Source organism: Tepidimicrobium xylanilyticum, assembly GCF_900106765.1.
Classification (GTDB): Bacteria; Bacillota; Clostridia; order Tissierellales; family Tepidimicrobiaceae; genus Tepidimicrobium; species Tepidimicrobium xylanilyticum.
Genome location: NZ_FNNG01000010.1, coordinates 31,183 through 44,199, shown reverse-complemented (window position 1 = coordinate 44,199; position 13,017 = coordinate 31,183). Strand labels below are relative to the sequence as shown.

Annotated in this window: 10 protein-coding genes; 1 reads left to right on the top strand and 9 read right to left on the bottom strand. The window is 33.7% G+C overall.

From position 1 onward, the window contains the following. Positions 1-154: 154 nt before the first annotated feature. Complete coding sequence (locus BLV68_RS10670) at positions 155-1,504, top strand: hemolysin family protein (RefSeq protein ID WP_093753652.1); 1,350 nt, start codon at positions 155-157, stop codon at positions 1,502-1,504. 49 nt (positions 1,505-1,553) lie between these two features. Here the strand turns inward: BLV68_RS10670 and BLV68_RS10665 are convergent, their stop codons facing one another. From BLV68_RS10665 to BLV68_RS10625, 9 genes are all read right to left on the bottom strand, one after another. Next, positions 1,554-2,894, bottom strand: a complete 1,341-nt coding sequence (locus BLV68_RS10665; RefSeq protein ID WP_093753650.1) for a TldD/PmbA family protein — start codon at positions 2,892-2,894, stop codon at positions 1,554-1,556. A gap of 1 nt (position 2,895) precedes the next feature. After that, on the bottom strand, positions 2,896-4,287 hold the full coding sequence (locus BLV68_RS10660; protein ID WP_093753648.1) for a TldD/PmbA family protein: 1,392 nt from the start codon (positions 4,285-4,287) through the stop codon (positions 2,896-2,898). Positions 4,288-4,350: 63 nt separating this feature from the next. After that, positions 4,351-4,893 (bottom strand): phosphodiesterase, encoded by a 543-nt coding sequence (gene yfcE / locus BLV68_RS10655; protein WP_093753646.1) that lies wholly within the window; start codon positions 4,891-4,893, stop codon positions 4,351-4,353. A 265-nt stretch (positions 4,894-5,158) separates the two neighbouring features. After that, positions 5,159-5,386, bottom strand: coding sequence for a heavy-metal-associated domain-containing protein (locus tag BLV68_RS10650; RefSeq protein WP_093753644.1), 228 nt, complete (start codon positions 5,384-5,386; stop codon positions 5,159-5,161). Between the two features lie 86 nt (positions 5,387-5,472). After that, a complete protein-coding gene (locus BLV68_RS10645; protein ID WP_093753642.1) occupies positions 5,473-7,326 on the bottom strand; it encodes a heavy metal translocating P-type ATPase in 1,854 nt (617 codons plus the stop codon). 272 nt (positions 7,327-7,598) lie between these two features. Beyond that, positions 7,599-8,789 (bottom strand): [FeFe] hydrogenase H-cluster maturation GTPase HydF, encoded by a 1,191-nt coding sequence (hydF, locus tag BLV68_RS10640; protein ID WP_093753640.1) that lies wholly within the window; start codon positions 8,787-8,789, stop codon positions 7,599-7,601. 15 nt (positions 8,790-8,804) lie between these two features. Beyond that, on the bottom strand, positions 8,805-10,175 hold the full coding sequence (gene hydG / locus BLV68_RS10635; RefSeq protein WP_093753638.1) for a [FeFe] hydrogenase H-cluster radical SAM maturase HydG: 1,371 nt from the start codon (positions 10,173-10,175) through the stop codon (positions 8,805-8,807). Next, positions 10,168-11,223, bottom strand: coding sequence for a [FeFe] hydrogenase H-cluster radical SAM maturase HydE (hydE, locus tag BLV68_RS10630; RefSeq protein ID WP_200773757.1), 1,056 nt, complete (start codon positions 11,221-11,223; stop codon positions 10,168-10,170). Before hydE ends, hydG begins: the two co-directional genes overlap by 8 nt. 87 nt (positions 11,224-11,310) lie before the next feature. Then, entirely contained in the window at positions 11,311-13,014 is a 1,704-nt protein-coding gene (locus BLV68_RS10625) for a [FeFe] hydrogenase, group A (protein ID WP_093753636.1), read from the bottom strand. Positions 13,015-13,017 lie beyond the last annotated feature (3 nt).

The following is a 13,017-nucleotide window of genomic DNA, read 5'->3' as shown; positions in this document are numbered from 1 at the left end:
GAATACTTTTATTAATTTACAAAGGGAATATCTCAAAACTATAATTCTAATTTTGTAAAACCAAGACACTTAACAATGGTAGTTGGTTTTTCCATTACTGCCATTGTCTAGGTGTCTTTTTTGACTTTTACTATTACTTTAGGAGGTCGTTTAATTGTCAGAAGGTACGTTATGGAAGCAGCTTATACTTCAAATAATCTTAATATTTACTAATGCAATTTTTGCATGTGCAGAAATTGCAGTTTTATCATCGAATGAAAATAGATTGGAAGCAATGAAAAAGGAAGGTAATAAACGTGCTAGCAGAATATTACATCTAATGGAAGAGCCTTCTCGGTTTCTATCAACAATACAAGTAGCTATCACTTTTGCTGGATTTCTTGCTAGTGCCTTTGCTGCTGATAATTTTGCAGGTCGTTTAGTAGATTTGGTTATAAAATTAGAATTAAATATTAATGTTAACACATTAAATACCATATCTGTTGTGATTATTACTGTGATATTGTCTTATTTTACTTTAGTCTTTGGAGAGTTAGTTCCTAAGAGGATTGCAATGAAGAATCCTGAAAAGGTTTCACTAATGATCTCAGGCCTTGTATTATTTGTAGCTAAAATTACTAGCCCACTTGTATATATACTTACTAAATCCACCAATGGCGTCCTAAGGCTCATTGGAATAGATCCATCTGCTGATGAGGAAATTGTAACCGAGGAAGATATACGTATGATGGTAGACCAAGGAAGAATAAAGGGATATATAAATCCAAATGAACATGAGATGATTAATAATATTTTTGAATTCGATAATAAGTATGCTCAAGACGTAATGACACATAGAACAGAAGTGAGCCTACTATGGCTTGAGGAAAGCGAGGAAGATTGGGAAAAGACTATTCATCAAAGTAGACATACCTATTATCCTGTATGTCATGAAAGTACTGACAATATAATTGGAGTGTTAAATACCAAGGATTATTTCAGATTAGAAGATAAATCGAGAAAGGTAGTTTTAGAAAAAGCAGTACGTCCTCCTTACTTTGTACCTGAAACAGTCCGAACAGATATATTATTCCATAATATGAAGAAGAGTAGAAATCACTTTGCTGTAGTTTTAGACGATTATGGGGGAATGACCGGTATTATAACCATAAATGACCTGCTGGAACAGTTAGTAGGAAATCTCGATGATGATGATACGATTCCAGTAGAACCACCATTAATTGAACGCATAGATTCAAGAACTTGGAAAATCCAAGGAAATACACCAGTGGAATTAGTAGCTGAACAGTTGGAAGTAGCACTGCCTGATATTGAAGAATATGATACTTTTGGTGGATTCGTATTTGGGTTACTAGGAACTATACCAGTCGATGGAAGTACTCCAGAATTGGATGTTGCAAATCTCCATATAAAAGTAATTTCCATTAAAGACCATCGAATGGAAAGAGCAGTTGTTTATGTAGAACCAAAAGAAGAAAATAAAGATAACAATGGGTCAGAATAAAAGAGTAGAAGGTTATAACCTTCTACTCTTTTATTCTGATTATTTATCATTATTCGCCAGCTACTGCTAACTTTTTAACTTTTATGCTAGGGGAACCTACTCCATCCATGGAAAATCTAAGGTCATTTCCTATTTCTTCAATATCCATTAACGTCTCAAATATATTTCCTGCAATAGTTATTTGGTTTACTGGTCTTTTTATTCTTCCATTTTCTATTTCGTAACCAAGAGCTGAAAGGGAATAATCTCCAGATACCGGATCCAATCCAGAATGTAATCCTTGCACATCAGTAATCAGTAGTCCTCTATCCATGGTTTTTAATATTTCCTCTAAAGATTTGTCTCCTTTCCCCACATATAGATTAGAAGTTGAAGTGGATATAGGAGATTTATAGGATGTCCTATACCCATTTCCGGTAGATTCAACTCCATCCTTTAAAGCAGATCTCCAATTATACAAATAAGTTCTTAATATGCCATTTTCGATTATCTTATTAAATTTAGTTGCAGTACCCTCATCGTCAAATGTATTTATAACCAAGCCATCTTCATTAAAAGGGTCATCTACTAATGTAAAATTGCTAACAGCTACTTGTTTTCCTACCTTATCCTTAAGTAAGGACAGCCCTTTTTGAACATAGTCAGCAAAGAATATAGATTTAAATGCTGACAATATATCTGCAAAAACTGTATTTTTCAATACAGCCGAATACTCATTAGATTTTATTGATTTAGCCCCAAGATAGGATAAGGCTTCTTCAACAGCTTCTTGCGCCATTCCTTTATAGTCAAGACATGAAAAATCCTTAGCTATTCTATAGCTAAGTCCAGTTTTTGTTTCCTCTCCTTCTTTTGCAACAACCATAATATAAGCAACGGCTAAATTCACATTATTGCTTAAATTTAAACCCTTAGTATTATATAAGTACTTGCTGCTTTCCATTTCCTTATATATACAATAGCTTACAGCTACAATTCTAGAATCCAACTCAAAGGCTTCCTTTTCTAAAGCTTTAATAAATTCTATTTTATCCTCTAAAGGTGTTTCTTTAAGACTAAGATTGAAACCATCTAAGTCTTTGTATTTATCTGAGCCTTCAAAAATTATTTCCCTATCTTGTGCATCAATATATTTCCCATTTTCATAAGCTTCTTCAATTAGCATGTCAATAGAAGATTCATCCACCTTCTCAGTATAGGAATAGCCTAGTTTGCCATTGTTAATTCCTCTGAAAGATAGCCCTTCTGTTTCAGAGATATTATACCTATCTATTTCTCCCTTAAACACTGCTATTTCAATTTCCTTGTTATTTTCTATATAGACTTCCATATCCTCAAATTTGCTCTTTCCCTTTTCGAATATTTTATCCACTAATCCTTTATATTTCATCCTATTCATCCCCCTTCCTTCCACCAACGGTTAGTGCTTTTATCCTAATAGTGGGTTGCCCCACATTGGTAGGTACCATACCGCTTAAGGATCCACATACGCCTTGACCAAAGGTTTGGTTATTGCCAACCATGTCTATATTCTCTAATACTTTAATTCCAGTTCCTATCAGAGTTGCACCTCTTACTGGTTTAGTAATTTCCCCATTTTCTATTAAGTACCCTTCCATTACTGCAAAATTAAATTCTCCAGTAGCTGGATTTACACTACCTCCCCCTAACTTTTTAGCAAATAATCCTCTTTCAGTATTGGAGATAATTTCTTCAAAGGTTGAATTTCCGTTGGCAATAAATGTATTATTCATCCTTGAAGTAGGAGGGAACTTATAGGACTGCCTTCTTCCAGAACCAGTCGATTCCATACCCATTCGTTTCCCATTCAATTTATCAATTAGATAGGATTTTAAAATCCCATTTTCTATAAGCACATTCCTTTGGGTTGGAGTTCCTTCATCATCTACATTTAGAGAACCCCATTCATTAGGCAAAGTGCCATCATCTATGGCGGTGACTAAAGGGGATGCTACTTGCTCACCTAATTTACCAGCAAATACAGAAGTACCCTTAGATACAAAGGTTGCTTCTAATCCATGACCACATGCTTCATGGAATAATACTCCCCCAAACTCATTATGAATGACTACTGGCATAACTCCACTTGGACAATAATCAGCCAGTATCATGGTCTTGGCAATCCTAGAGGCTTCTTTACCTACTTCTTCTACATCAATAACATCGAAAAATTCAAATCCCATAGATGCTCCAGGCCCATAATACCCAATCTGGGTCTCTCCATCCTTTGAAGCCACCGACTGGATTTTAAATCTAGTCCTTATTCGCCTGTCTTCAACCATCAATCCGTCTGTATTGGCTATTAATACATGCTGTACTTCATCAAAATAGTTAGATGTAACTTGGCTTATAAGGGTATCATAGGACTTTGCACTTTCATAACCCCTTTTAAGCAACTCTACTTTCCTTGCCTTTTCAGCCTTATTAGGCATTATTTTTACTATATGTCTATTATCCACTTTAGATTTCATTAAATTTAATACGAGGTCCTTTTTACTAGATTTTATTGCCAAGGCTGCTTCTTTTGCTACCTTTATCAGATTATCTTCCTCTGAATTGTTAGTATAAGCATAAACACTATTTAATCCATGGAATATCCTAACTCCTATACCAAAATCCCTGCCAGAAATGCTATTTTCTACATATCCTCCAACCATATCGATATTTGTACTAAATCTATCCTCTACAAATATTTCTGCAAAATCTGCGCCAGTGGAAAGAGCTGCAAGAAGTACATTTTCTATAACCTTTTTACTAAGCAAAAAATTACCCCCTTTATAAAATTTATATTAACTATCCTATATTATTAATTTAAAATATAGATCTTAAAAATTAATCTCTTTATAGATATTCCCTTCCAAATCCTTAACTCTAAATATACTATTTTCCAATATTCCATATGTATGAGGATTATTATCCTTTGGCAATGTAATGCTGCCTGGATTAATTATATATAAGTTTTCCTTCTTTTCTAATTGTGGTATATGAGTATGACCAAATATGAATACATCTCCATCTTTGAGCTTAGGCACATTCTTCTCATTATATATATGCCCATGTGTCAAAAATAATCGCCTATTATCATATAGTATTGTAGAATAAGTAGCCATTATGGGAAAGTTCAGTAACATTTCATCTACTTCACAATCACAATTTCCTCTAACTGCAATTATTCTATCTGCAAAGCTATTAAGAATTTCTATTACCTTTTTGGGGTTATATTCAGCAGGTAATGGATTTCTGGCACCATGATACAAATGGTCGCCTAATATAATGATATAATCTGCTTTTTCTTCTTGGAATCTTTCTATTGCTTTGGCCAAATAATAGGCTGATCCATGAATATCTGATATAAAGAAAAGTTTCATATCCATTTCTCCTTTCCAATGTTATTCCATTAATAGTACTGCAGAAACTTTTATGTGTTTTGAATTTATTGTGTATAAATCGAATTTATAAAGAAAAAATTATTTTTGAAAATTATAGCAACAAATTAATTATTCTATTTCAATTAGAAAAATCCTTCTTTTTTATAAAGAATACCTCTTTTTTCTCCCCAATAATCAATATTTTTCATAGCAAAACCCCTAGAACCAGAAACTCTTTAATCTTTCGATTCTAGGGGAATCATATTTATTTTACTTTAGATTTCAATACATCAAAACCTACCCTATTAATAGCCAACTCTATATCTTCTATTGAAACCTTCTCTTCATCAAAATTTACCTTTACTTTGCTAGAATTAAATAATACCTTTAATGTTTCTTTATCAACTCCATCTAAATTCTTTAATGCACCTTCAATTTTTTGCATACATGATGGACATGTTAAAGTTTCCAATTGGATTGTTGCTGTTTTCATATAAATTCTCCTTTCATAAATACTTTATTATCGTATTTAATTCTACCCCAATTTTTCTAAATATGCTTTAGTTTATTTAAATTTCATTAATATTTTAACTTATAACTTAATAATCTCATACCATTAAGGATAACTGCTAAGATGCTTGCTTCATGTACTAGCATACCGATTGACATATTTACCCATTCACTAAATAATACTCCTGCTAATAATATAAATACAACACTCACTGCTATAAATATATTCTGTTTCATATTCCTCGCCGTAGCCTTTACTAAGCCTAAAGCATGGGGCAATCGACTGAAATCTGAATTTATCAATACTACATCAGAGGTTTCAATGGCTACATCTGTACCGCTACCCATAGCTATGCCTATATCCGCTAAAGCTAATGAAGGGCTGTCGTTAACTCCATCCCCAACAAATGCAACAATTTGTCCTTTTCCTTTTAACCTCTTAATATATTCGGATTTATCTTCTGGTAGCATGTTCCCGTATGCCTCGGTTAGCCCTAATTCTCTGCTAACTATATCAACCGTTCCTTGATTATCGCCTGATAGCATAATCAAGTTCTTTACTCCTAATCTCCGTAACCTTTGTAAGTCTTTTTTGACGCCTTGACGAATTTGGTCCCGAACTCCCATTAAAATCTTTAATTCTCCATCAACAGCAGTTAGGACTAAAGAATTCCCTTTTCCTTCGAAACGAGCTATATCGCTCCTAACCTTTTCATTTAGTTCAATATTTTCCCTTTCCATCAAGTGTACATTGCCTACTGCTATCTTGTGACCATTAACATTTGCTATTATTCCTCCGCCTTTAATAACCTCTGTATTTTCAACAGAAAAAAAGGTTGTTTCTCCAATTTCTTCCAAAACCGCTTTAGCTAATGGATGGTCCGATTCCCTTTCAACGCTGGCAAGATAACTAAGTACCTCTTCAATATTATCCCCATAATACTCTGTCTCTGCAACTGTTGGATTCCCTAAAGTTAATGTGCCTGTTTTATCGAATACAATTGAATCCAATTTACTAAAATCATTTATTACTTCGCTCCCCTTTAATAGCACACCATTTCTAGCACCATTTCCTATGCCAGCCACATTGGATACAGGTACACCTATTACTAAAGCTCCTGGACATCCAAGAACTAGAATGGTAATTGACAACTCAATATCCTTTGAGATTAACCACACCAAAAGGCCAATAACTAGAACAGCTGGTGTATAATATTTGGCAAATCGGTCTATGAATCGTTCTGCTTCGGATTTTGAATCCTGAGCTTCTTCCACTAGCTCAATAATCTTGCCAAATGTTGTATCTTCTCCTACCCGATCAGCAACAATTTGAAGGGTTCCGTTATCTAATATGGTACCTGCATAAACTTTTGAATCTTTAATTTTCTTCACTGGAACCGATTCCCCTGTAATGCTGGCTTCGTTAATGTAACCTTCACCAGATATTACCGTACCATCAACAGGAACCTTTGCACCCGTTTTTACAAGTAGAATGTCCCCTACTTCTACCTCGTCTACTTCTACTTCTTCATACTCACCATTCTCCATTAGTTTTAATGCACTCTCTGGTGCCATTTCTATTAACTCCTTAATAGCTGAACGAGTTTGATTTAAGGTACGTTGCTCTAAATAAGCACCAAATAGGAATAGAAAAGTTACAATTGCGGATTCTTCATAGTTGTGAATTAAAAATGCACCAAAAACTGCTATGGTTACTAAAACATCAATACTAATTACTTTTACCTTTAAGGCCTGATAAGCTTGAATAACTATAGGCGCAGCACCAAGTAAGGAAGCAATTATTAATGACCAAGTAAAAATGTCCATATTCTCTACTGTCCATTTGCTGGTAAACGCAACTGCAATTAGAATACCACTAATTAATGTGATTGTGTTTTTTTTACTTAAGATATATCTTTGCATATTTCCTCCTTTAATCTGTCATATTGTTTTGTATACTTTAATATCCTACATATACGATAACTTACGGATAATCCATTGATCAATTTATCCATTAATTAACTTTCTTCCTATAAACATTCTAACATGACTTTATTAAAAACAAATTGACTTAAATCAATTATCATAAATTTCTCTTATTTCCAATCCTTATATATAATAAAAAAGGATACATTATACAAAATATAATATATCCCCTTTTACATTTACTAAAGCTAATTTATCATAAATCATATCTATATGAAAACCTCAACTGCTCTATCCAGTATGCCTGTCAAATACGCTAATAATATACCATAATTTGTAATAGGAACCCCTTCTTCCCTGCAGGCTTTAATTCTATTTTCCATAGTCCTTTTATTCAACATACATGAACCACAATGTACTACTAAGTCATAGCTTTCAAGATCTACAGGAAAATCCTCTCCCATTCTAAATTGGAATATAATTTCCTTATCTAAATATTGGGTCAACATTTTTGGAATCTTGACCTTCCCAATATCTTCATGGGAAGTGTTATGGGAACAACTTTCCATAATAAGAATTTTAGGAGTTCTCATTTCTTTCAATTTTTCAATAGCTTTAATTCCATCTAAAAAAAAGTTTAAGTCCCCTTTTTGCCTAGCCATAATAATTGAAAAACTAGTAAGCTTTATGTTCCTAGGAACTATCTTATCAACTTCTTTAAAAGCCTGCGAATCCGTTATCACAAGGTCTGCATCTTTTAAATCATCTAAAGCAGATTTAAGTTCCTTGTCTCTTACCACATAGGATTTAATTCCATGGTCTAGACAATCTCTTATTAATTGAACCTGAGGGAGAATTAATCTACCCTTTGGTGCCTCTTCATCTATTGGAATTACCATTATTACTTTGCCCCCATAGGGAATAATATCTCCAATTAAAGTTTCTTCTTTAACCATACCCAATTTTTTTATTATCTCATCCTTAAGATTAGATATGGTAATGCTATCTTTTGTTGAAATGAAAACGGCATTATTCCACCTTTCTTTTATCTTTTTTAATACTCCATCGGATACCTTGTCAATTTTATTCATAACCGTTATATGTGGAATATTTCTCTTATTAAATTCGTCAACTATTTCCTCATAGAATTCATCATCTACATTATCTACTTCCATTACATATAAAGCTAGGTCCACTTTCCCTAGTGTTTTTATAGTCTTTTCTACTCTTAATTTGCCCAGTTCTCCTTCATCATCTATGCCACCTGTATCTATAAAGACTACAGGGCCAATGGGAATCAGCTCCATTGCTTTTAACACTGGATCAGTTGTAGTCCCTTTAATATCCGACACCAATGATATTTCCTGCCCTATTATAGCATTCATTATAGATGACTTTCCAACATTTCTCTTTCCATATAAACCTATGTGTATTCTATTGCCTTTTGGAGTACTCTTCACATTTCTCACCCAACTTTACAAATACAAATCTCTTTGTCCTTTTCTAATTCTACTTATTTTATCTACCACAACATTTCTAATATCTTCTCTTTCTATCTTCAATATTTCTCTCTCAATCACATCATCTACTATAGCTTGAAATTCTTCATCTCCATAATCTAGTGCATACTCCAACAGGGTCATAATCGCATTGGGGGTACATACATTTTGAATCTCCCCTGATTTCGCCAATTTCATAAACCTGTCACCAGTTCTGCCCTTTCTATAGCATGCTGTACAATAAGATGGAATATGACCTTCCTCAATTAATTCCTTTATTACATCAAATGCTTTCCTATTATCCGATACCTTAAATTGGATTTTACTCTCTCCCTTTTCACTTGCCTTATAACCTCCTACTCCAGTACAGGAACCAGCACTTATTTGAGAAACTCCGTATTTTATTACCTCTTTTCTCATTTCGGGGCTTTCCCTAGTAGATAAGATAATTCCTGTAAAAGGAACAGCCAACCTTATTATTGCAACTATCTTTTTAAATTCTTCATCAGTAACTATATGTGGAAAAGAATTCAAATCTACACCTTCAGCTTGTTTAAGCCTTGGTATAGAAATAGTATGAAAACCCACTCCATATTTACTCTCCAGATATTCATTGTGAAGCATTAAAGCAAGTACCTCGAACTTGTAGTCATATAGTCCAAATAGTACTCCTGCACCTACATCATCTATGCCAGCTTCCATTGCCCTATCAAAAGCGGTTAGATGATATTCATAATTTGCCTTTGGTCCACTTAAATGCATCTTTTCATAAGTAGCTTTATGATAGGTTTCTTGGAATAATATATAGGTCCCAATTTTCGCTTCTTTTAATTTTTTATAATTCTCTACTGTAGTTGCAGCAATATTTACATTAACCCTTCTTATTTCCCCTTTATCAACATAAGTATCATATACAGCTTTTATGGCATCTACAATATAATCTATATCACAATTAACAGGATCTTCTCCAGCTTCTAAAGCCAATCTCTTATGTCCCATTTTTTCTAGCAGTTTTACTTCCTCTTGTATTTCTTCCCGTGTAAGTTTTCTTCTTTTAAAATTATTTTTCCTCCTATAGCCACAGTACACACAATTATTTACACAATAATCACTCATATAAAGCGGTGCAAATATCACTATTCTATTACCATATATTTTCTTTTTTATCTCGCCGGCTATTTTAAATATTTCTCTTAAATCCTCTTTATCTTCTGCCTGAAGTAAAATAGCCATATCCCTATGAGACAGCTTAGTTTCTTTAGATTTATTTAATACCTCTCTTATATCCTTTTTAGTTGCCTTCTTCCCTTCCTCTAATAGACTATATATATATTCGTGATTAATCATATCTTTTCCTCCAATTTATATGATCTCCTCGAGACATATCTACTGAAAAACCTGCTGATACTATTCTCTTTTCTATACAATTTCTACATTCTGCAGCTTCATCTCCTGTACAAATCTTTCCATCATATAAGCTGTATTTCTCCCTCACACTAGTGGGGGATAAGTTTGGCATAACTACATTAGCTCCAGCCTTTAACCCCTTTTCTCTGCCTAATGGGTCTATAGTTCCTAAGGCTGTAGTTGCTGGCAACAAAGAATAGGGTAAAAACAATCTGGTCAATGCAATCATAGTAATAGTATCCTCAAGGGTTCCCGCTTGTTCATCTTTATAGATGGTATCCTTATGGGGGATAAATGGCCCAATACCTACCATTTCTGGTTCTAACTCCTTTAAAAATAAAATGTCTTTAGCTAGATCCTCTTTGGTTTGACTTGGTATCCCTACCATGAATCCTGCTCCTACCTGGTATCCTATCTTCTTTAAATTCCACAAACATTTCATTCTATTTTTATAGTATGAATTAGTGTGTATTTTTTTAAACAATTTAACATCAGCTGTTTCATGTCGCAAAAGATACCTATCTGCACCAGCCTTAAAATATTTCTCATAAGATTCATAAGACTTTTCACCTATGGAAAGGGTTATGGCCACATCGAGATATTTATCCTTTATAGTTTTGATGATTTCAATCATCATTTCATCTGTATAATAATCATCTTCTCCACCTTGTAATACAAAGGTCCTGTAACCTAAATCATATCCAATTTCACAGCATTGGAGTATTTCTTCTATATTCAATCTATACCTTTCAATATTTTTATTTGCTACATTTATTCCACAATATTTACAACCCTTTTTGCAATAGTTAGTAAATTCTATTAGGCCTCTCATATAAACTTTGCTTCCATAGGTTTTCATTCTAATCTTATTAGCTTTCTCGAAAAGGTACTCTTTACCATATTCATCCATGTTATATATCAAATATACCAACTCATCATGTTCCAAGTAATTAGTTTTATATAGTTTGTCTATCAAATCTATTATCATCCTTTATCCTCTTCTTACGTTATTTATAATTATATGGCAATATGGGTAAAAACCCATACTGCCATGCAATCGTATTTTTCATAGCAACTAGGATTCTACTTCCATTTTTTTATGGACATGCAATAATTCATGATTGTCCTTTAATATACCTTCAAATAATGACATTACTAAAGGATTTGTATCTGAACTTTTAATATGTGATATCCTATCGAGCCTATATAGACCCTTCGCCCTTCCCTTTCTAGTTTCTAAATTCATAGGTATTGGTTGGCCTCCTCCTGCTATACATCCGCCTGGACATGCCATTACTTCTATGAAATCATAATATCTTTTCCCAGATTTAATTTGCTTTATCAGTTCATCAGCATTATTTAAACCATGGACAACTGCAATTTTAATTTCCTTACCATCTAAATTAAAACTTGCTTCCTTTATGTTGTCCATTCCTCTAACATTGCTAAATAATAAATCTTTAGTATTATGGTCAGGCTTATTTTTCAATAGCCTAGTAACTACTGCCTCCGCTACTCCACCAGTAGCTCCAAATATTATACCGGAACCACTTGCTAATCCAAAAGGCATATCAAAAGATTCCTCTTCTAATTGTTCGAAATTAATTCCAGCCTCCTTGATTAGAAGTGCCAGTTCTTGAGTTGTAATTACTATGTCTACATCCCTAACTCCATTATGCTCAAACTCTTCCCTAGCTGCTTCTGCTTTCTTAGCAGTACAAGGCATTACTGAAATCAATATGGTTCCCTTATTTTCATCCTTATCTTTTTCTTTATAGTACTCTTTAATAACAGCTCCAAACATTTGTTGCGGAGATTTGCATGTAGATATATTATCTACCATATCTGGATATTTGTTTTCTGCAAATTTTACCCAACCTGGACAGCAAGATGTAAATAAGGGTAATTTTTCTCCTGTCTCGAATCTTTCTAAAAATTCCTTACTTTCTTCTATAACAGTCATATCTGCAGAAAAAGCAGTATCATAAACTTCATCGACACCGATTTTCTTCAGGGCTGCTACTATTTTTCCGATAGTCACTTGACCAGGTTCAAGGCCAAATTCCTCCCCTAGCGCTACCCTTACTGCTGGGGCAATCTGTGCTATTACCCTCTTTGATTTATCATGAACTACTTCCCACACCTTGCCATTATCATTTTTTATAATAATGGCTGCTGTAGGGCATACTGCTCTACATTGACCACAGTTTACACAGTTTACTTCTGCAATATCTCTATTAAAAGCAGGAGCTACTGTTATATCCGACCCTCTATTTACAAAGCTTAAAGCTCCAACCCCCTGTACTTCTTCGCATACCCGAACACAGTCTCCACATAGTATACATTTATTAGGATTTCTTATAATACTTAAACTAGACTTATCAATTGGAAGCCTTTTTCTGATAGGATCAAACCTAATATCTTTTATTCCAAATCTAATAGCTAATTCTTGTAGCTGACATTTTCCTGTTCTAGTACAGGTAGTACAATCTCTATCATGATTTGCTAAAATCATCTCTAAAATTAATTTTCTATATTTTTGAACCTTTTTAGTGTTAGTAAATACCTCCATGCCATCCCTTGGCAATTGAGAACAGGATGCAAATATATTTCCCCATTTATCTTCTACTATACACATTCTGCAAGCACCATATATACTTAACTCCGAATGATAGCAAAATGTAGGTAAATCAATACCAGCTTTTCTAACTACTTCTAATACATTCTTTTCTTTATCAAACTCCACCTGTCTACCATCTACTATCATTGTACCCTTCATACC

Bases quoted from the DNA above. Each gene is read 5' to 3' on its own strand.
- yfcE (WP_093753646.1), bottom strand. From the start codon at position 4,893: ATGAAACTTTTCTTTATATCAGATATTCATGGATCAGCCTATTATTTG.
- hydE (WP_200773757.1), bottom strand. From the start codon at position 11,223: ATGATAATAGATTTGATAGACAAACTATATAAAACTAATTACTTGGAA.
- BLV68_RS10665 (WP_093753650.1), bottom strand. From the start codon at position 2,894: ATGAAATATAAAGGATTAGTGGATAAAATATTCGAAAAGGGAAAGAGC.
- BLV68_RS10645 (WP_093753642.1), bottom strand. From the start codon at position 7,326: ATGCAAAGATATATCTTAAGTAAAAAAAACACAATCACATTAATTAGT.
- hydG (WP_093753638.1), bottom strand. From the start codon at position 10,175: ATGATTAATCACGAATATATATATAGTCTATTAGAGGAAGGGAAGAAG.
- BLV68_RS10650 (WP_093753644.1), bottom strand. From the start codon at position 5,386: ATGAAAACAGCAACAATCCAATTGGAAACTTTAACATGTCCATCATGT.
- BLV68_RS10625 (WP_093753636.1), bottom strand. From the start codon at position 13,014: ATGAAGGGTACAATGATAGTAGATGGTAGACAGGTGGAGTTTGATAAA.